At 42.5% G+C, this 20323-nt stretch carries 16 protein-coding genes; 3 read left to right on the top strand and 13 right to left on the bottom strand.

The genetic code is table 11. From position 1 onward, the window contains the following. Positions 1-34 precede the first annotated feature (34 nt). The 11 genes from IGI88_RS11505 to IGI88_RS11455 all read right to left on the bottom strand — a co-directional run bounded on the left by IGI88_RS11505 (position 35) and on the right by IGI88_RS11455 (position 14549). Positions 35-913, bottom strand: a complete 879-nt coding sequence (locus IGI88_RS11505; RefSeq protein WP_005234200.1) for a carbohydrate ABC transporter permease — start codon at positions 911-913, stop codon at positions 35-37. An 11-nt stretch (positions 914-924) separates the two neighbouring features. Continuing rightward, entirely contained in the window at positions 925-1872 is a 948-nt protein-coding gene (locus IGI88_RS11500; protein WP_429960545.1) for an ABC transporter permease, read from the bottom strand. Further along, positions 1857-4370 (bottom strand): hypothetical protein, encoded by a 2514-nt coding sequence (locus IGI88_RS11495; RefSeq protein ID WP_005234198.1) that lies wholly within the window; start codon positions 4368-4370, stop codon positions 1857-1859. The genes IGI88_RS11500 and IGI88_RS11495 overlap by 16 nt, the downstream gene beginning before the upstream one ends. After that, positions 4345-5019 (bottom strand): YesL family protein, encoded by a 675-nt coding sequence (locus tag IGI88_RS11490; RefSeq protein ID WP_008380762.1) that lies wholly within the window; start codon positions 5017-5019, stop codon positions 4345-4347. The genes IGI88_RS11495 and IGI88_RS11490 overlap by 26 nt, the downstream gene beginning before the upstream one ends. Next, positions 5019-5687, bottom strand: a complete 669-nt coding sequence (locus tag IGI88_RS11485) for a DUF1961 family protein (RefSeq protein WP_008380760.1) — start codon at positions 5685-5687, stop codon at positions 5019-5021. The genes IGI88_RS11490 and IGI88_RS11485 overlap by 1 nt, the downstream gene beginning before the upstream one ends. Positions 5688-5951: 264 nt before the next feature. Beyond that, entirely contained in the window at positions 5952-7466 is a 1515-nt protein-coding gene (locus tag IGI88_RS11480) for an extracellular solute-binding protein (RefSeq protein ID WP_005234195.1), read from the bottom strand. A gap of 419 nt (positions 7467-7885) precedes the next feature. After that, on the bottom strand, positions 7886-9139 hold the full coding sequence (locus IGI88_RS11475; protein ID WP_429960544.1) for a glycoside hydrolase family 28 protein: 1254 nt from the start codon (positions 9137-9139) through the stop codon (positions 7886-7888). Between the two features lie 424 nt (positions 9140-9563). Beyond that, positions 9564-11177 carry a glycosyl hydrolase family 28 protein gene (locus IGI88_RS11470; RefSeq protein ID WP_016621591.1) on the bottom strand — a complete coding sequence of 538 codons (1614 nt, stop codon included), beginning with the start codon at positions 11175-11177 and terminating at the stop codon, positions 9564-9566. Between the two features lie 75 nt (positions 11178-11252). Further along, positions 11253-12086 carry a carbohydrate ABC transporter permease gene (locus IGI88_RS11465; RefSeq protein ID WP_005234188.1) on the bottom strand — a complete coding sequence of 278 codons (834 nt, stop codon included), beginning with the start codon at positions 12084-12086 and terminating at the stop codon, positions 11253-11255. 3 nt (positions 12087-12089) lie between these two features. Further along, a complete protein-coding gene (locus IGI88_RS11460) occupies positions 12090-13049 on the bottom strand; it encodes a carbohydrate ABC transporter permease (protein WP_016608843.1) in 960 nt (319 codons plus the stop codon). Positions 13050-13238: 189 nt separating this feature from the next. Further along, positions 13239-14549, bottom strand: a complete 1311-nt coding sequence (locus tag IGI88_RS11455; protein ID WP_128488426.1) for an ABC transporter substrate-binding protein — start codon at positions 14547-14549, stop codon at positions 13239-13241. Between the two features lie 264 nt (positions 14550-14813). Between IGI88_RS11455 and IGI88_RS11450 the strand changes: the two genes are divergently transcribed. From IGI88_RS11450 to IGI88_RS11440, 3 genes are read left to right on the top strand one after another with little or no spacing between them, the layout of a single operon-like run. Then, the gene (locus tag IGI88_RS11450) at positions 14814-15470 is read left to right on the top strand and encodes a DUF624 domain-containing protein (RefSeq protein WP_010749870.1); all 657 of its coding nucleotides are present in this window, start codon (positions 14814-14816) and stop codon (positions 15468-15470) included. Further along, a complete protein-coding gene (locus IGI88_RS11445; RefSeq protein WP_429960543.1) occupies positions 15439-17208 on the top strand; it encodes a sensor histidine kinase in 1770 nt (589 codons plus the stop codon). The genes IGI88_RS11450 and IGI88_RS11445 overlap by 32 nt, the downstream gene beginning before the upstream one ends. After that, positions 17205-18656: a response regulator transcription factor gene (locus IGI88_RS11440; protein WP_429969532.1), complete on the top strand. Its 1452-nt coding sequence runs from the start codon at positions 17205-17207 to the stop codon at positions 18654-18656. Before IGI88_RS11445 ends, IGI88_RS11440 begins: the two co-directional genes overlap by 4 nt. A gap of 154 nt (positions 18657-18810) precedes the next feature. On the opposite strand, the gene rhaM is transcribed toward IGI88_RS11440, so the two are convergent. Beyond that, entirely contained in the window at positions 18811-19122 is a 312-nt protein-coding gene (gene rhaM / locus IGI88_RS11435) for an L-rhamnose mutarotase (protein WP_008380743.1), read from the bottom strand. Positions 19123-19161: 39 nt separating this feature from the next. Further along, complete coding sequence (locus tag IGI88_RS11430) at positions 19162-20268, bottom strand: glycoside hydrolase family 88/105 protein (RefSeq protein WP_429960542.1); 1107 nt, start codon at positions 20266-20268, stop codon at positions 19162-19164. Positions 20269-20323: the final 55 nt, after the last annotated feature.

Here is a 20323-nt window from a genome sequence, read left to right as displayed (position 1 = left end):
CGCATGACAACCTATCCACAACTATTGAAGTGTATCATCCTTTGACGGATCCAATCAGCATTCCTTTGGCAAAATGTTTTTGCAAAAACGGATAGAAGATCAAAATTGGTAAAGTCGCCACAATGATGACTGCAAATTTGATTCCTTGTTCAGGCGGCACATAGTTTGGGTCCATACTTGCTAACGCATTGGCACCACTGGAGGCCATCGTGATCTGTCTTAACAATAACTGAATCGGCCATTTTGCTGAATCGTTGATATAGAGCAATCCACTCATGAAGTCGTTCCAGATACCAACGGCGTAAAAAAGGGTGAAGGTCGCGATCACTGGTTTTGATAAAGGCAAAATGATTTTCCATAAGATCCCTAGTTCCGTACAGCCGTCCATCTTGGCGGATTCTTCCAACTCGATCGGCATTTCTTGGAAAAAGTTTTTGATGATCATTAAGTTGAAGGGATTGATCGCGATTGGCAAAATCAATGCCCAATAAGAATTGATCAGTCCTAAATTTTTCACCACGATAAACGTTGGGATCATCCCACCTGAAAAGAGCATTGCAAAAATCACGAGATTCAACAAGGTGTTCCGTCCTTTTAGGTGCTTGCGTGATAAAGGATAGGCAAAGGTGAAGGTACAGAAAAGCTGCACCAGCGTGCCAACGATGGTAACGCCGACCGTTACAAGCAAACTACGGATAAAGGTGTTGGTTGAAAAAATAAAGCGATAGGAGTCGAGACTGATCTCATTTGGCCATAAGAAAAACGAACGTGTGGTCAATTCTAACTCCGTAGCAAATGAACCTGCGATCACATAAATAAAAGGAATCACCATGAATAACCCAATCAATGCCAAAAATAGTGCATTAAAAATGTCAAATATTTTCCCTGCCTTCGTATTGTGTAAAGTATCCATCTTTTTCCTCCTTAGTATAAGCCGCTTTCGCCAAAGCGTTTCGCTAATTTATTGGTACAAAGTACGAGGATGATCCCAACGATCGATTTAAATAATCCGACGGCTGTTGAGTAACTGTAAGCGCCATTGGTGATCCCCATCATATACACATACGTATCAAAAACATCTGCTACTGTTCGGTTCAACTGATTGGTCATCAAGAAAATCTGATCAAACCCAGTAGACAAAATCGACCCGATCCGCATGATCAGCATAATGATGATCGTCGAACGAATCGCAGGCAAAGTGATATGCCACACACGACGAAAACGTCCTGCACCATCCATGATCGCGGCTTCGTATTGTTCCTGATCCACACCTGATAAGGCAGCTAAATAAATAATGGTCCCCCAACCGATCTCTTTCCAAATCGATTGCATCACGATCATGGGGCGGAACCATTGCGGGTCTGAGAGAAAATCGATTTCCACGCCTGTCAACGAAGCGATAAATTGAGTGATCGCTCCATGATCGATGTTGAATAAAATATGCCAAAGACTAACGACGATCGTCCATGAAAGAAAATGCGGTACATAGACGAAGGTTTGAATGGTCCGCTGAAACAGCTTGTTGCGTAATTCATTCAGTAACAGTGCCAAAAAGATTGGTGCTGGAAACGAAAAGAAAATGTTTAAAAAGGCAATCATCAACGTGTTCCACAAGATTCGAAAGAAATCAGGATTATTGAAGAAATCCATAAAATTTTGTGTTCCTACCCATGGGCTATTTGCGATTCCTAAAAAGGGCACATAATCTTTGAAAGCAATGATCAACCCATACATCGGCGCATAACGAAATACTGCAAAATAGATGATCCCGGGAATCGTCAAAATATAGAGCCATTTATTTTGTTTAAAATGGTTGAGAAAACTCCCCCATTGCTCTTTCGTTTTCGGCACTTTTTTTATTGTTGTTTCCATTCATTCTCCTCCTCTAATTCCGCTCCAATCAGTGCTAAACAACAAATCGTATTTAGCCCCCACTGTGACAACACATTGGTCGATACCCACGGCATTTCTTTTATTTTTTTCCACGTTGTCGCTGCTTCAATGGTCGCTTCGATCGGCAATGGAACACCCGATTTGTCATTATCAAGCAATAACTGCCAAGCCCTTTGACTGATTGCTCGATCGTTACGCACTCGCCCAGCAAAGGCCATCATCGTCGACGCAAACATTGGCCAGGCAAAATGAGGTTCCGTCAGTACCTCGTTTGACTCTTCTGCTTTTATTTCAGGACTCAAGCTATAAAACCAGCCAAACTCCCCTAACATCTCTGTCCACTCTGGGTCTTCCAGCACTTGAGCAAGTTCTAACCAAACTTGCGGCGCCCCAAAGGAGATGACCATGTGATAGCCGCCAAAATTCCCTGTTCCCATATAAGATAAGGTTTTGTCTTGTGGATCAAATAACACTGTGGGACCAGACAATAGGCGCTGGGGCATGGCTTTGATGCAGGTGATGCCGGTGCGAATTCTTTCAAGGTACACAGGATCATTCGTCCGTTCCCACTGGGTAAACCAGTTCGAGACTAGCGCAGCCCAATCTGGTCCGATGCGAATCGGTATCCGCTTCGTTTCTCGTTCATAAAACTCGCGCATCGGTGGTAACGCATCAAAAGCATAGGTTTCATTGTCTTTGACTTGTTCCATAATCTCTCCAATGCGTTCATCCGCTGTCAAATAGTAGTAGTAGCGATGGAGACCCGCCATTGAAATTCGAACTTCTTTGGCTTGGCAACCCCAATGAACGACATTATGCCGTGACCCTAATCCTTTGTATTCCCCAGCATGATACTGATCGACTTCTGAAGTATGTCTCGTCATGCTTTCAGCCAGATAGTAGACGCTTGGATCACCAGTCCGTAAGAAATCTAGCCAAAGCCACATGTTAGGGACCAATTCAGTGTTTTGCCAAGCGTACCCACCAAGATCGTAGCGCCATTGGTGTCGAAACTGATCATAGGTATGCATGACATCACCATAGTTCCAATAGCCATACCAACTTCTTTGTTGGACTTCTGCTAAATAGAATTGACGCATCTCAGCCAATTGTTGCTCCAGCAACTGTTTCGTTTTCGTTGATTCGTCTGGTAAACTGATCTTGCCAAAAACCCTCGTCTCTTGATAACGCTCTGGCAATGAAACGATCTGGGCAGGTTCTTGGTTTTCTTGAGCTAAGTCCAGCAACACTTCTTCTGACGGGGCTTCCTCATAAAGATCCAACCAACAACGCGTCGTATTTGCTACGCCAACTGCCGTCGAACGAATCTCTTCCATTCCTTCGTATCCGCTAAGCACATGATCCCGTTTGGAATAGTGCTGAAAATCCATTGGCTTGGCATTCGGTGACCACTGCCACATCGTGATTCGGGTTGCTTTTTGGGTGATGCCTGCCACCTCGATCGCAGATGGTGCTTTTTCCCAAAATTTCTCCATACTGCAAGCAACGCCGCCGGTTTCTCCCCCAGCGTAAAAGGTACCTGAATAACGCTCACCATCCCCAATGGGCAACCAACAGTACCCAGGTTCTGTCTGTTTTTCTAATTCAAATGACCGATGATTGATTTGATTGACCCGAAAATTGTCCCAAATAGCATTTTCCACCGCATGAGACAGCATCGGCTCGTCCGCTGGGGTCAATGAAACGAGCTGTCCACTGGCTTGTTCTTGATAGGGAATGTTTTGTTGATAGTGTCGCCGTGAAAGTAACAATTGCGCCGCTTCATGATACACAGCATCTGCAATAAATTTGACTTGTCGATTCCAATTTTCACCTGTCAACGCATAATCAAATGCTACCCCCATGCCTTCATAAGCAAGTGGTTTGATGATAATGACCGTATGAATGATTTCCAATTTGCTGATTTCGCGAAAGATACGGAACCGTAAAATAAACTCTTGCACCACTTCTTGATTGATCTCAATGACGCCCGATACTTTGATAACGGCTTTTTCTGAACCATTTTCTTCCAACATCAAGTCCGTTACTTTGGACTGCACCTTTTTGTTTTGGTATTGCAGGATTGCGTGAAGATCTTGCAATTTTTTCTGCCCATTGACCGCTACCCAGTCCAATACATTTTTCCCTTCCCCATGTTTCGGGAAGAAGCCTTTGATCGTACCGTTGTCAAAATAAATACCGTTGTATGCTTCCCTAGCAATCGCCTGTTTCTTCTGGACACGCTGTTTTCTTTGAAAAAGTAACTGCGTCGTTTCTGCCACCAGACCACTGTGTCCTGTCCATTTCACACTGCCATCTGGCCAGTAAGCCAGTACTTTCGTTTGCAGCGGCTCCTCCCCCAGCAAAAACAGTTCCTCACTTAGAACCTCAGGTTGTAAAGCTCCTTTTTCCCATGGATACCCAAAACTCAGCCCACGTTTTCCCTTAGGTTTATTTTTGAGCCATTTCAATGCCATGCTCGATTTCCTCCTCTTCCCTCTCTGCAGGTTGAACTGCATCGTTTTGTTGCTTTAGCTTTTGTTCATTTTCATCAAATAATTTCAAGTAAATCCCCATTGTGCCAATGATCCACATCCCAATACTTAAAAATGGCAGGAGACCGGGGAGAAAAAAGCTGATCGTACTACAAATCCCAAACCAAAGGACGCCTAAAAAGGTGCCAATAGGTTGAAAGAAAAGAAAGCGTAGTGAAGCGCCTAGGTACTTCTTCGTTGGGAGCACATAATATTCGTACATGCTAAGCAATGTATTAATCACAGCGATCGCGACGCATTGGCTAACGATCAATAGGATCAAGCCTGTTTGAGTCAATGCCGCTAAAAATCCTTGCTGGATCACTACCATGGGGCACAAATAAAAGAGAATGATCGGTAAGCCCAAGCGATTCGATCGCCAAAAGTTCCTGCGGTAATACCGAAAGAACGTTTGAAAAAAAGGCGGCGATTCCTGTTTAAGGGTTTTCTTTGCTACGTGGAATCCTGCTTGTATGCTAGGCGCCAGTCCAAAGATGATCCCACCTACTAGCGCACCTATAATAACGGTTACATTTATCAGCAAACAATAAAAGACAAAATCTGCTGCTTGATATACTTTCTGCCAATTCATCACCGTTCCTCCTCTAAGGAATATACCTTTAAGTCTTTATAGCGGGCCTTCATTGGCGCCATTTGCCGAAATCCGATCGCTCCTTTGGTTAATATGGGACCAAACTGTTCCTCATCAAGGTACCTTAACACCAATAAGTCGTTGATCCAAAAGGAGATCGTTGCACCTACCTTATCGATTCTTAGGTGATAAAACCCTCGGGCATCTGCTACACTCGGAAGTGGATCTGCGCCTTGGGCGACCAGATGAAACCCATGGCTTTTGCGCAAATTACACGTTTCAAACGCCCGTTCCTCCTCATACTTTCTTCGAAAATAAGAAAGGTGGTAAGCATCGATCCCTCCAGAATGATACTCGGGATATGCCCCGGTTCGTTTGGGTACTCCAGAATCGAAGATCGAGCCACCCTTGCGATTGGCTGCTGCAAAAAAGAGCATACATAAGCCTGGTTCAGCCAGTGGTTGAAACTGCCAGGTGATTCGTAGGTCCGCTGGAAATTGTTGAGGCAGCCATAAAACAAAATGTGGTTGTTTGTTTGATTCTTCAGAATACGTATTCGCCAGAATCATCCCGTCTTGGAAAGTAATCTTGGGCTCTCCTTCAGCAATAAAGTGTTGAATATCTGCTGCTTGATTCAGCGGATTTTCATAGATCAATTTCGCTAACATTTCTTCTCCTTTTATGCGTATATGAGCTGCTTTTCTCTTTTCATAGTAAACTTGACCTACATTTCTAACAATTGACTTTTTTTGAATTCTTTGATATCAAGCGTTAGATTAGGGTTTTCATTTGCTTGTTTCCATTTTTTCTTTTCTGATTTCTCACTACCTGTCTCGTCTCACTTGACTATTACTCCATTTTATTAGCTGAAAAAAATTATTGAAAAAGAAAAAGGTTGAGAGCAAGATCCACTCAACCTTCTTCGACTGTCGTTATTGTGCTTGATGAAGGGCATTCGTTTCTTCCATCAGCTGCGTGCCTCCTTGATTCTTCCAAAGTTCGATCGCAGCTTCCCAACCCGCTTCATCGATTTGTCCTGCGATAAATTGAACCCGCGCATCACTAATGATCTGATCAAGCTGTGCCCCTTTTGTTACATACGTATCTGTATTATAGGAGGCTGCTGGGTTAAAGACAGCGTGCTCTAAATCAGCTTCCATCAATGACAATCGTTTTTCATAGCTTTCAGTAGCCGCTTCTGTATCAGGCTTAGCAATATAGTACAGGGTATCTTCCGTTACATTCATCCCAATTTGTGAGTACCCTTTGACCGCATTGGCTAACGCTTCAGCTTCTGATCCTTCTAGTGCGACGGACATTCCATCCACTACTTCAAAATTGATTCCTTCGATTCCGTTGTTCAGCAATACCTGTGCTTCTTTATCATTTAATTTATCAAGGAACGTCAACACCTCTTTTAGATGTTCCTCTGTCTGGACACTCGACTTAGGAATCGCCAAGAAACCAGAATAGCCATCTGTCGGTAACGCATTCATCGTACCGCTATTATCTTTTAAATTCCCTGTAAAGACGACGAGGTCTTCTTCTCCAGCTTGCAATAATTTATTACTGATTTGTGCTGCTCGTGAATACGTATCAATAATGATCCCACCACGTCCATTGATAAACGGCTCATCCCATTTATCTGCTGCCATGGTTGCAAAATCACGATTGACATAGCCTTGTTCCACCATATCTTTAACAAATTGCATTGATTCTAGGTATTCTGGTTGCATAAAGGATGGCTCTAAAGTGCCGTCTATTTCTTTCCAAGCATTTCCTGCCCCAAACCAAGTAGCTAACACATCGTAAGGACTATTTGAATTGATCGAGCCAGGCCATTGGGGAATAATCAAACCAAACGTATCATTTTCACCATTCCCATCGGGATCGTTCTCAGTAAATGCTTTGGCAATCTCATAAAGATCATCGATCGTTTCTGGTACCTCTAAGTTTAAGTTTTCTAACCAATCTTTTCGGATGATCACCGCCGTCCGCATCGCATCACGTTTCCGATAAATTCCGTACACTTTGCCATTCACAGAAGAATTACGCAAAACATCCTCGTTAGACTGAGAGAGATTAGGATAATCAGCTAAATAGTCGGTCAAATCCCAAAAAGCCCCATTTTCTGCTGACTTGATAAATCCTCCTGATTTTCCTTGAATGACCATCACTTCTGGAATATCATCTGAAGCTAACGTAATATTCATTTTATCCTCATAGGATGTATTGGGTGCCCAGGTAATATCAATGTTTTTGCCAGTGTAAGCTTCTAATTGTTTCAAAATCTCGTTGTCACTTGCAGGTGGTTCAGTTTCAATGTACGGCGATAAAATCGAAATCGTATCATAATCTGTTGTGGAACCTGCTTCCTCCTTCCCACATGCCGACAAAAAGGCGACTGATAGTAACCCCAAACCAAGAATCGTACTTAATTTTTTCACTACTTTTCCTCCTTAGATTTTGTTGTTGAGCTCGATTAAATAAACCGCTTTCAATACCAAAAGCATAACGAAAAGCAGGATTTCCAGCAATTGACATTTTTTGTTAATCGTTGATATATGGCTGGGTAGGGAGTTTTGCTCTACATTTGCAGGTATCGTAAATTATAGGAAAAAAGAATAAATAGTTCTTCGTGTTCTTAGTTCGCTCAATTAATTTAATTATCGCAGTTTTTCTGATTCCTATCATTCTTAAATTCTCGTTGTAGAAAAAGTAGCCTAAGTACTGATGTTCTTATTCGTGAGAGATTTGGAAACATCTTATCATGAAAAAAAGACCAACTCATTGGTCTTTTTTGATAATTCATCAGTTTTGTAGTACTAAGCGGATCACCACTCATTCATATCCGACAGAAAGAGTACTACCGCTCATACACATCATTTTGATCCAAGGTTGGCGCTAACGCAGTGACGATCGTTTCCACCATCTTTAAGTTTTCGACCCCTGCAATCTTGCCGAACTCGTCGGCATGGATGGAAAGATTTTTCATTGTTAGATTGCGGATCGGTTCTGCTGGGCTGGCCTCGATGAAGAAAGCACGCACGCTTTGTTGTCCTATTTTGGTAGCTTGCACGTTTTCAATATTAATGTCGCAGACCTTTGCTGGACCTACTGGAATAGCAGGTTGTGCCATCAATTTGTGCCAATAGTCGGGAATCTCTTCCGCATAATCAGCTGGCAGTTCTGGATAACTATAATCTGGGTACCAATTTGTTTGTAAGAGAAAAGGAAAGCCAACATCCTTCATCGTTAAATCCGAAGCAGTGACCTTGCGTATAAATCCACCTCGATTGTTAGCGGATTTGATCCGAAACCCTGCGCCAGTTTGCTCAAAGACGACTTTTTGGATTTTGATCTCTTCGATCCCACCTGAAGTTTCACTGCCAATGGCAATTCCTGAACCGTACCCTAACTGACAGTCTTTGATCGTGATTTTCCGACAGCTTCTTTGCTGGGCTAAGGCTTCTGCCCCACGTCCCGCCTTGATCGAGATATTGTCATCGTTGCAGGAAATGTAGGCATTTTGAATGGTGACTTCTTCACAGGAATCAATATCGATGCCATCAGTACTAGGCCCTTTTCCATTGTCTATCGTGATGCCGTCGATCAATATGTGGTGAGAATACGTGATTTGTGTATTCCAAAAACCCGACTGTACCGACGAAATATCTTTGATGGTTACTTGCTGACTTTCATAAACAAGGATATTTCGTGGACGCTTGCAATCATAATCTGCTGCCCAGCGTAAGCCTTTCTTTGCATAATCCGCCATCATCCCGCTGGCTTCATCTGTTCCCCAAAACGTTTGCCACCATGTTTCTCCACGACCATCAAGTTTCCCTTTTCCCGAGATCATGACATTTTCTGCGTGAAAAACATTGATCATCGCTGCAGGCCACTTCATATTGATCCCTGCGACCCGATTATCTACTTCGGGATAATCGGCCAGTTCTTGACTACCATACAGAATCGTATCCTCTGAGACAATCAAGTGCACATTGCTTTTTAAAAACAACCCGCCGATTTGATAGGCGCCGGGTGGTGTAATCACTGTTCCCTGCACAGTTGATGCTTGGTCAATTTCTCGTTGCAATAATTGCGTGATGTCTTCCATTCTTGCTTACCTCCTACGCTTTTGTTTTACGCTACAAATAGGTTTATCGATATCCATGACTTTTAAAAATTTGCGCATCGCCAACCTTTTTTCATCTATCATTTATTTGGATAGAACTAAGTGCTTCTTACTGGCGCTGTCCATCAAGTAAAGCGTTCCTCTTGGCACATCTCGTTGTCTTTTCCCATGTGCTTTCTGGCGTCCTTTTTTCCTACATTCTTTACTATAGTCCCCTTAGTGGCAAAAGAAAGTCCTTTTTGATTTCTGAGGATCGTCTTTTTTTGTAACGTCCTTTCTTGTTAGAAAAATGCGCCTTTTTGTCTACAAAAGCAAAAAGGCGCAACCTGTCAAGGAAGGAAATAAGGTGCTTAACTAACTGTTTCTCATTGGGAAAACCAACGCAGATCATTTCCAAAAGCTTGTTCTACGTGCGTTTCTTTTGCCCCACCATGGATAGTTCGACTGTTTCTTGGCAACTTATTGCGTCACTTATGGCCGCTCGATCAATGATCGCTGCCTCTTTAAAGCTGACCTCCTGACACTGTTCAAAAATCATTTTCTTTTGCCCTTTAGCTGATTCAAAGGCAACTGACTCAAAAGTAACGCGTTGGATCGGTGAAACCTGCTGTGTTTGTTCATCGACAAACCCTTTTAGCTCGACCAAAGGGTTCTGCCCTACGATACGGGTATTCTTGACCAAAATATCCGAAATGATCGGTAACTGTTGTGCTGCCTGACCATCGGCATTGTAAGCAACAGGATGAGCCATGAAACGATCCAACAGGCAATCGGTGATCGTCACTTGACGAATATAGCCACCACGATCATTCTGCGCTTTCAATTCTAGTCCATAAAGCGTATTGGTCAGTTGACAATCTCGAAAAGCGATATTTTCAACACCACCAGATTGCTCACTACCAATCGCGATGCCATGTCCCCCTCGAATAGCCAAATCAAACAGCCGAATATTTTTCGCTGGTCTATTGATCTGATTTCCTTCTGGATTTTTGCCAGATTTGATTGCGATACAATCATCGCCCGTATCAAAAACGGTGTCAAAAATCAGCAAATTTTGCGAAGAATCTGGGTCCCAACCATCGCCATTGTCGATGCCTTTGGACTGAATAGTCACCCCATGGGTCACAACGGTGTCACAGTAAATCATATGAACAGTCCAGCATGGTGGATCACTCAACGTCAGCTCTGTCAAATGGATGTTTTTGGCCTGCATCATACAGATCAAACGTCCCCTTACTCGTCTTCCAGGTTTTCCATCAGAAACATATTCTGGATACTGTTCACGGTCTGCATAAGGGTTTCGCATCGCTAGTCCTAATGGATTCCCGCCACCAATGATCGTTCCTTTGCCACAAAGACGGACATTTTCACAAACGATACGCCCTCGATCGCCCCGATCGATATACCCAATGTTGATCAATGAACGAAAACAAAACAATTCCCAGCCTTCATAACGGCTTAATGGCAACCCCTCTTGATTCACGCTTCCTAAATAATCGTGAGGGGCAACCCGATACGTTTCTATGTCGAGGCTTGCTTGCAATGTGCCATCTACCTGAAAAATCATATTGCTTTTTAGCTCCAACGCACCGGAAAGGATCACCGCCCCTGTTGGGATCCAGACTGTGCCGTTGCTAGGACAATCGTTGATCGCTTGCTGGAGAATGGCGGTACTATCTTCTTTGCCTTCGCTATCAGCATGGTATGGTGCTTGCGTAACATCTAACACAACACTTTTTTTCTTTGTACGAAAGGTCGTCGTGACTGCGGTATTTGTAAGCAGACATCCCTGAAGATCGAGGCAGATGATCGTTACTTGATACGTTTGATCGGCAGATAAGTTTGTCAACGTCCAATGCGTCTTGTTTGTTGGTCTGGTTTGGATCAAATCGTTGTCTAAAAACAATTGATAACCAAAAATAGCTTGAGCGTGCAGCGGCTTCTCCCAAATAAGGGTCGCTTGATGAGCGCCGATCGTGCTTGGTACGACATGAAAATCAATTACTTGAAATGGTTCCATCGGTTTGTCCTTTCTTCAACGAATTCATTCAATAGAAAAAAGATATTCCAAAACAGCGAATATCTTTTTCCATACTTATTTAAGACCAGTCGTGCTGATGCCTTCAACAATGTATTTTTGGAAAATAAAGAAGATGATCAACACAGGCAGCAAGGAGACGACAGACATCGCGAACATCGCTCCCCAATTGGAGGTGCTGCTAGCATCTAGGAACTGCTTTAAGGCAATCGATACCGTGTAGTTTTGCGGACGTGTAAGGTACAGCATCGGTCCGATCAGTTCTTCCCATTTCCAATAGAAAGAGAAGATCGCAGCGTTTGCCAAGGAAGGCTTCATCAACGGTAGAATCACACGGAAGAAAATACCGACCCGTCCACAGCCGTCCATTTTTGCTGCTTCATCTAAATCTGTCGGGATCGCAGAGACAAATTGAACCATCATGAAAATAAAGAAAGCTTGTCCGAAGTATGAAGGAACGGTTACCGGACGAATCGAGTTAAGCCAGCCTAATTGATTGAACCAAAGATACTGAGGCACCATGATGATCTCTTGCGGCAGCATCATCGTGACCAAGATACAAGCAAACCAAAAGCCTTTTCCTTTGAAAGGAATTCGACCAAATCCATAAGAAATGACAGCCGAAGAACAGACCGCCCCTACCATTGAAATCAACGCGATTTGCAACGAGTTGAAAATATAGCGAATGAAGGGAATCCCTGCGATCCCTTCAAACCCCTTGGTAAAATTTTCTAACGTCCAGCTTCGGGGGATCAACTCCGTTGCCGTTCGAAAAATGTCACTACTAGGTTTAAAGGCACTAAACAGCAGCCAGAAAATCGGATAAAGCATCAGTAATGCAGCAACTAAGATCACGGCATCAAAGAAATAATTTTGTTTTTGTTCACGCATCAATCAAACCTCCTCGTTTTCTTTAAACACCCAAAATTTCGATGTTGCGAACAACAGAATCGTAATCAACCCAACGATGACCAGTAAAATCCACGCTAAGGCTGAAGCATAGCCCATTTTGAAATCGGTAAAGGCTCGTTGATACATGTACAAGGAATAGACTAACGTGCCGTTACGGGGTGAACCCGTCCCATTCGAAATGATAAACGCAGGTGTAAAGGTCAAAAAGGCCATGATCGTTTGATAGATCAGATTGAAAAAGATGATTGGCGTCAGGACTGGAACCGTGATATTGAAAAACTGTCTGATTTTTCCTGCCCCATCAATTTCTGCCGCTTCGTAATAATCTTTCGGAATATTTTTCAAACCGGATAAGAAAATCAACATCGACGAGCCAAATTGCCACGCTGCTAATAAAATCAAGGTCATCAACGCTAAGCCAGGACTTTTAAAGAAGTAGATCGGGTCTAAGCCGATCGCCGCTAGCACGCCATTGATCAACCCTGAATCGCCAAAAAGATTCCGCCACATGATCGAGACCGCCACGCTCCCACCTAAAATCGAAGGGATATAAAATAATACCCGATAAGCGCCGCTTAATTTCGATGGGCGGTTGATCAGCATCGCAACTGCTAATGCGACGATCAGCCGTAAAGGGACTGCCAACACAACATATTTCAGCGTAACAGTCAGTGACTGAACAAACTTGGGATCATTCGTAAAAATCGTCTTAAAGTTATTCCAGCCAACAAATTGCGCCTCTGTCAATAAATCATAGTCATGAAAAGACATAAAAAGAGAAATCCCCATCGGGACGATAATAAAAGCAAAAAAGCCAATGATGAAGGGTGAGATAAATAAGTAGCCTGTAACCATATTCTGTTTTGATTCTGGTAATCGATTAAACCAGCTTTTGAGTTTCCCAGGCTCTTTTGCCGTGGGTGATTTTGATTGTAGTTCCATAATTTTCACTTCCTACCTCCTATAGTTGATTACGCTTACAAGTTGATTTTAACGAAGTGCTTCTTAAGAATGAATAGAAAAAAAAGCACAGAAATGTGAAAAACTAGAGGACCTATATTTTTTTCCTCCAGTGCTTCTCCTAAAAAAACGCCTTTACTGAAAAAGTCAGTAAAGGCGCCGCATCTATGCTTATTGATAGTTTTCTGCAAAAATTTCTTCGCAGCGTTGCGTAAAGGCATCATAAGTTTCTTCTGGTGTCATCGTGCCATAAGTGATCTCTGCGTACAGCTCTTTAAAGTACGTGTTGATTTCAGCAAACCCAATTGGTGGGATTGGGGATGGATCACCGACGATGTCTGCAATATCATCTAAGAAATCAGAGGACTCTTGTTCTTCTGGTGTCATGTCGGCATAAAGCAATTCTTTGATGGCATCATTGGAAGGAATCCCCCGCTCAGTACCGATGATCTTATTGGCTTCTTCACTATTCACTAAAAAGTCAACAAACTTCGCAGCTGCTTCTTTTGATTCAGAAGCATTCGCGATCGAATAAAAGAACCCTGGTCGATACGCCATCGCCCCGTTTTCTGAGTCGAATGGACGAGCCAAGTTGATTTCGACATCTTCTGCGGCGGAGGCCTTATAGGTCAAGTATTGATTGGACCAAGTCATCATATAAGCTGCTTTTCCTTGAGAAAACGGATATTGATCCATACTGTTGGCATTACTAGTCACTTCTGCGGTTGGCATTGCTTTGGCTTCCGTAAGGTCCGCGATAGCCCCCATAAATTCAATCCAGTTTTCTTTGGTAAAACCGATCTCTGGTTTGCCGTCTGCATCGTATTGGTATAGATCTTCGCCTTTAGTACGTAAAAAGTATTGCAAAATCGTACTGTTGTCATTGTTATCATTCCAACCATAATCACCGGTTGCTTCAGCGATCGCTGCCGTACTTTCTACAAGGTCATCGAAGGTATAATTGCTAAAGTCGATCCCAGTGCCCCCTTGTTCTACCAATGATGGATTGTAGAGCATCGCCATAGTATTGACAGAAGTTGGTATGCCAAAAACTTTTCCATCTAACTCGCCAGTTGCTAAAATTGATTCTTTGATATCATCGGTTTGAATCTCATTGCCGATAAATTCCGACATATCTGCTAATTGATTTTTCGTTCCATATTGCGCAATGTACTGCACATCCATCTGGATCACATCAGGTAATTCTCCAGAAGCCGCTTTTGTTGCTAGTTTTTTCCAATGGTCATCCCAAGAACCATATTCATATTCAACTTTGATGTCAGGATTTTGTTTCTCAAATTCTTTGATCGATTCGATATACTTCTCGTGTCTGACTTCTGAGCCCCACCAGGTAAAGGAAATCGTCGTTTTCCCATCTGCATCAGCTTCTGAGCTTCCGCTACTATTGCCGTTGTTGCCACAAGCTGCTAAGGTCGCCCCAAGAAACAACAAGCTCGCTGCTTTTAAAAAAGTTTTCTTCATTCTTCTACACTCCTTTTTGTTTGCGCTTACAAGGTGATTGTAATGGAAATCCTCGTTAATAAAAATGAAAAAACAAGAGCAAATATGTGAAAAACTAGACTGTCGTTTTTGCTTAAGGTTAAGCCTTCACGGGCAATAGCTAGAAAAAAATAGAAAAACAGATGAAAAATGTAAAAAAACAGACATGCTCTATTTTTTCCAATATACTATGCTATACTAGCGTTGAAAAGGCTTACTTTTCAAAAAACAAGGTAGGTGGAAACAATGAAAAAAATACAAACCGGACTGTTTCGTCTTTTTACGGTAACAGCTTATTTTGCTAAATTAAACCTTTTATGGCTTTTCTTTACCCTTTTAGGGTTGGGGATTTTTGGCTTCGGTCCTGCCACCGCTGTCACGATCAAATGTTTACATGATTTTCGTAAAACTGGTCATGACTATTCAGCTGTTGCCTTCTGGCAAGCCTACAAGCAAGCCTTTCGCACCTTTTCCCTTTTTGGCATCGGATTATTAAGTACAGTACTCCTGTTGTTGTTTAACTTACGGATTACTCATTTTTTCCCGACTGAAATGGCTTGGCTGCGCCCTGTCTATTTACTTTTAACGATTCTCCTCCTTTACACTGCATTCATCAGCTTTATGACCTATGCCAAAGCCGAACAACACGCTTGGAAACAGACCTTGTACGTCAGTATCTTTCTAGTCTTTCGCTACCCACTGCAAGGCCTTGCCTTGTTGTTTACCTGGTATTTATTGTTTCTCTTATTGACTGCCAAAACCTCCTTATTACTCGTCTTTGGACTGGTGATTTTCTTGTTTTTCGCTGAATTTTTTCATGGTCAGATGATTGAAAAAACCAAACAATTGCAAGCAAAGCGAGGCAGTGTCCATGAAGTCCCAGAAGCTGATCAATCACTTTAAAAAGCAGCCTTTTGAGCGACAGTTACATTTTGTCTTTTTTGCAACGGTGGCAATTATCGTCTCATTGGCTGTTCTCCTGACCTTAGTTTGGCGACAAGTCTACATGGCGCAGCTAAAAGAAGCCGCGTATAAAGATGTCTCGATCATTTCAACAAATATCGCCAAACGTTTAACTGCCGTCGAAACCCTCTCTTTTCGCATTATCGATAGTGCACCGATCCAAAATGGCCTACAAAGGATCTTGGCACAAGATTCCTTGCAATCCTTAGAGGCGATCGACCAAAAGAATGCCTTAAGTGCAGAAATCAACGCCCTCGTACGCAATGAATCAACGATTCAAAACGTCTATCTCTTTACCCCAACGAACGAAAACATGATCAACTTTCTAGCCGAGACCGACCATATCTTTAATGGCCAAACCATCAAAGATATGATCGAGACTTTGCCCGATAAGCCTGCCAAAGGGAGTTGGTTTTTTGCAAAAGACCTTTCTCAAGGTGTCTACCTGCGAAAAATCTATTCAACAGCCGATCTTTCTTTAACCTATATTGGTACGGTGATATTTCTAGTCAATACGTCCTTCTTTCGTAACGAGATCGAAAGTCTTCCTATTGTCTCTGAACAAAACCAATTTTTCATGGCGTATCAGAACCAATTTTATAGTACCGCAAATGACGAGCAAACCCTCGCTGCGGATCAAAATACCTTGCAGCAGAAAATGGGAACCTTCCAGCGATCGATCGGCTCCATGACGTTTGATAATCGCCAGTACTACTATGCAATGGATCGGAAGACGATGCCGAATATGACCTTCATTTATTTACTGCCTGAAAACCAAGTCTTAGCGGATCTTTATAAACTACAAGGCCTTTCCATCGCTGTGAGTTTGCCTTTTTTATGTTTGATTATTGTTGTGATTCGGAAAATAAGCAATCAGCTGACCCGTCCTTTAGCTGACTTGGCTTCGCAAATGGCCGTTCTGCGGAAAACGAAAAAACTGGCCTCTTTAAAGACCCTCGCTGTCCCAGAAAATAGTCAAGAAGAGATCATGGTCCTTTACGAAAGCTACAATACGATGATCGATGAATTAAATGCCTTGATCAAGGACAATTATGAAATGCGTATTTTGTCCCAAGAAATCGAATTTAAGGGATTGCAAGCGCAATTAGATCCACATTTTCTCTACAATACGTTCGACTCGATCAACTGGATCGCCATTGAAAATCAGCAGTGGCAGATCTCAGAGATGGTCACCTCCCTTGCCTATTTGTTTCGTAAAAAAATCGATACCAAGTCTGACTTCACGACGCTGCAAGATGAGTTAGATATCGTGCATGCCTATATCAATATTCAAAACGTTCGCTTCGGGAAACGGATCGAGTATATCGAAGTAATTTTGGTGAATGACCTGTCCTTTAAGGTTCCTAAGTTACTGATTCAACCATTGATTGAAAATGTCTTTAAATACGCCGTCAATGATATGAAGGAGACGTGTCGCCTCGTCCTTACGATTGAACAACAAGTAACCTTTCTCCAAGTCAGTGTCTCTGACAATGGCCCTGGTTTTAAAGCCAACTTCTCGATTGAAAAAGAAGGCGGCATCGGATTGACCAATATTCAAAAACGATTGCAACTGCATTATGGTGATCAAGCGTCGTTAGCCATCGTCTCCTCGATTCCCTTCAAAAAGACAACGGTGCGCTTTGTGATCCCCTTAAAAGGAGTGAGTGAAACATGAAAAATATCCTCGTTGTTGACGATGAACCCTTGATAGCAAATGGTGTGGCTAACCTCGTTGCTTCTTTTGATTTCCCATTAGTGGTCAAAGGAATTTACACAGACAGTGAAGAAGCCTTGGCATTTTGTCAGCAAAACACCATCGACATCGTGATTACCGACATCAATATGCCTAAAGTCAATGGACTTGCCTTGATCAAAAAATTAAAAGCCATCAATCCTGCGATTCAAATCATTATTTTGACAGGCTTTGGTAGCTTCTCCTTTGCCAAAGAAGCGATGGCTTTAGGGGTCAAATTTTTCCTTGAAGAACCTGTTTTTCCGAGCAAGCTTTCAGAAGCGTTGGCTGAGACGATCGAACGCTCTGAACGTCGCCAAATGGAATCTACCCTCTATTTAAAACAACAAATTGAACAATACATCAATAGCTGCGGAGAAGAACCGCTGCCTGAATCGTTCGTTTTTCCATTTTGTATGTACTTATTTGATTCGAAATTCTATCACGCCATCGCTAAGCGGATCGAAAGCTATGAGAACCATCACGAGTTGGTGATCGGTCATCAAAACAAAGTTGGCTATATCCTGAACTTCAGTACGGAAAATACCTTTAATCTCTTTTTTAAAACGAAGGTACAGGCTGCGCATCTAGGAAAAGGGATCGCCATCAATTGCTGGGTCGAAACTCCCGAAAAATTTTTACTCAGTTATCATTTAGGCAAGCGGAACTTGGATAAGGAGTTTTATTTTGATACCTTTGAAGTCATCCAAGAAGCCCAAATCTCACAAGAAAATGTCTATGAAAATAGTCTCTACATGGAATACCGTGAAAAACTTTTGGCATTGATCGACAAAGGCGAACTGACTTTAGCCCAAGTTCTTACGGAAAACTTTTTTTCTACCTGTCGCATGGAGCTTTACCCTGTCCAACTATTGCGGCTGCAGGTCAACGATTTGTTATCAGCAATTTTTGAAAATCATCGCATCAAAAAAGACATCTACTTCGATGACTATTCCCCAAAGATCATGCTCTTGAATAATTGGCACGAACTCCAGTTTATGCTGCTTCACTGTATCGATTTGATGCGGGGCAGCTTAGACGATAGCGAGAACATGCAGTTGTCCCAAAAAGTCAACCTAATCATCGAAGAATATTATGACCATGAAGCATTGTCATTGAAATGGATCGCCGCCCATCTTTTGTACTTAAATCCTGAATACTTAGGAAAAACCTATTACAAAGAAACCGGGATTCGCTTCAATCAAAAATTAGCCGAATACCGCATCCAAAAAGCACAAGAATTGCTGAAGAAAAACTACAAAGTCTACGAAGTGGCAGCGATGACGGGCTTTAGTAATGCCCCCGAATATTTTGTTCAAACGTTCAAAAAGATTACCGGTATGACACCAAAGAAATTCTTGAAGCAGCAAGAAAAAGCACTTCTCTCTTAACGGTTCTTCTATCCGAAATGATTGTTTTGCTATTTCAACAAAAGAGGTAGTCCGCTCACATTCGTGAGCGAACTACCTCTTTGACTAACCAGTAATTGATGTCAAACAATTGATGCGACCGTGTTCGTTTAAGAAATAAACATTTTTGTCTAGCTTACAGCGTAAAGACTTCCTTTAACTCCTGTGTCACTGGCGAATCATCCGGATTTGTTTCCATAAGTTCTGCCATGTAATGCCACCATTTTTGGTTGATCTCGGTTGCCGCTAACTGCTGCCAGCGGGTTTCATCTTCAATCTCAAGGTAGCCAAACAACGCAAGGCTTTCTGGATCTAAGAAAATCTGGTAGCTTTTCGCCCCGTGTGCTATGAGCTGCTCTTTTAGTTCTGGCCATAGTTCGCGATGCCGTTTTTCATATTCTGCTTCATAACCAGGATGTAGCTTCATCCGAATCGCTTTTTTGATCATCTTTGTCTGCTCCTCTCTTTATTACGTAAGGTGTTCTGCTTAACAAAATGAAACCAATAGTTCAGTAAATGCTAAAACTGTCAGTGATTGCCCGTAAGGCATTGCTGTAATCGCGATGTTTTTGTAGTACTCCAAGTCTTCTCCCATTCCAGTACCGATGGAAACATTTTGGACTTCTCCATCTTCTGCGACTTGTTCGATCAAACCGGCTAACGCTTTATAGGCAACATCTTCCCAAGCTTTGTCAATGTAACGCTTATGAACGGCTTTTAAAATCCCATAGGCAAAACCAGCCGTCGCAGAAGCCTCCACATACGAGCTAGGATCATCTAACAAGGTGTGCCACAAACCACTTTCATCTTGCATTTCTTGCAAGGCAGTTAGTTGGTCTAAGAGGGTATTGATCAAGAAGCCTCGTAACGCATCTCCTTCTTGCAAGTCGAGAATGTCAATGATCTCAGGAATCGCAATGGTGATCCAGCAGTTGCCTCTTGCCCAAAGCGCTTGTGCATAATTGTGGCGTTCTTCAAAGGTCCAGCCGTGGAACCAAAGCCCAGTTTTTTTATCCACTAAGTATTTGATATGGATCATAAATTGTTGTTTTGCTTCTTCGATATAAGCCGGACGATTCAGCAACATGCCAATTTTCGCCAAAGGCAAAGCAGTCATCATCAAGGTATCGTCCCAAAGCTGGTTGCGATTTTCTGGTCCATAGGTCGCATGCTGCAGACCATTTTCATCGGTTCGCGGCATATCATGCATGACCCATTCCGCCCATTGTTCAAGGTAAGGCAAATAACGAGAATCTTTGGTGTCTTCATAAAGATACGCCATTGCCAAAAGCGGTGCCATCGTGTTGACATTTTTAGGCGGCGCGCCTTCTAACATCCGCTGCTCAAACCATTCTTCCACAACTTGGAGCGCTTTAGGATTTTTGGTGATTTGGTAGTTTTTATAAATGCCATATAGTCCCACCCCTTGCGGCCAGTTCCAAATCCCCCAGCTTTTATCATCAACGATCAAACCGTCAAAGTCTAATAGAAATTCACCATTATCATCCTTGATCGTCGTTAAATTTTCGATCATGCGATCAATTTTTTCTTCCACGACACGTTTTTCCACAAATAACTGTTCTAAAATCACCATTGGGTTCATCCTCTCATTTCTCTTTGATAGATTGATCGTAACACGCTTACATTTA

Source organism: Enterococcus sp. AZ179 (assembly GCF_050498885.1).
GTDB classification, from domain to species: domain Bacteria; phylum Bacillota; class Bacilli; order Lactobacillales; family Enterococcaceae; genus Enterococcus_D; species Enterococcus_D entomosocium.
Note: the sequence above shows the minus strand (reverse complement) of the source record. Positions and strands in the feature narration are given on the sequence as shown.

Excerpts from the sequence above, each read along its gene's own strand:
- IGI88_RS11505 (WP_005234200.1), bottom strand. The coding sequence starts at position 913 with ATGGATACTTTACACAATACGAAGGCAGGGAAAATATTTGACATTTTT.
- IGI88_RS11500 (WP_429960545.1), bottom strand. The coding sequence starts at position 1,872 with ATGGAAACAACAATAAAAAAAGTGCCGAAAACGAAAGAGCAATGGGGG.
- IGI88_RS11495 (WP_005234198.1), bottom strand. The coding sequence starts at position 4,370 with ATGGCATTGAAATGGCTCAAAAATAAACCTAAGGGAAAACGTGGGCTG.
- IGI88_RS11490 (WP_008380762.1), bottom strand. The coding sequence starts at position 5,019 with ATGAATTGGCAGAAAGTATATCAAGCAGCAGATTTTGTCTTTTATTGT.
- IGI88_RS11485 (WP_008380760.1), bottom strand. The coding sequence starts at position 5,687 with ATGTTAGCGAAATTGATCTATGAAAATCCGCTGAATCAAGCAGCAGAT.
- IGI88_RS11475 (WP_429960544.1), bottom strand. The coding sequence starts at position 9,139 with ATGGAAGACATCACGCAATTATTGCAACGAGAAATTGACCAAGCATCA.
- IGI88_RS11470 (WP_016621591.1), bottom strand. The coding sequence starts at position 11,177 with ATGGAACCATTTCAAGTAATTGATTTTCATGTCGTACCAAGCACGATC.
- IGI88_RS11465 (WP_005234188.1), bottom strand. The coding sequence starts at position 12,086 with ATGCGTGAACAAAAACAAAATTATTTCTTTGATGCCGTGATCTTAGTT.
- IGI88_RS11460 (WP_016608843.1), bottom strand. The coding sequence starts at position 13,049 with ATGGAACTACAATCAAAATCACCCACGGCAAAAGAGCCTGGGAAACTC.
- IGI88_RS11455 (WP_128488426.1), bottom strand. The coding sequence starts at position 14,549 with ATGAAGAAAACTTTTTTAAAAGCAGCGAGCTTGTTGTTTCTTGGGGCG.
- IGI88_RS11450 (WP_010749870.1), top strand. The coding sequence starts at position 14,814 with ATGAAAAAAATACAAACCGGACTGTTTCGTCTTTTTACGGTAACAGCT.
- IGI88_RS11445 (WP_429960543.1), top strand. The coding sequence starts at position 15,439 with ATGAAGTCCCAGAAGCTGATCAATCACTTTAAAAAGCAGCCTTTTGAG.
- IGI88_RS11440 (WP_429969532.1), top strand. The coding sequence starts at position 17,205 with ATGAAAAATATCCTCGTTGTTGACGATGAACCCTTGATAGCAAATGGT.
- rhaM (WP_008380743.1), bottom strand. The coding sequence starts at position 19,122 with ATGATCAAAAAAGCGATTCGGATGAAGCTACATCCTGGTTATGAAGCA.
- IGI88_RS11430 (WP_429960542.1), bottom strand. The coding sequence starts at position 20,268 with ATGGTGATTTTAGAACAGTTATTTGTGGAAAAACGTGTCGTGGAAGAA.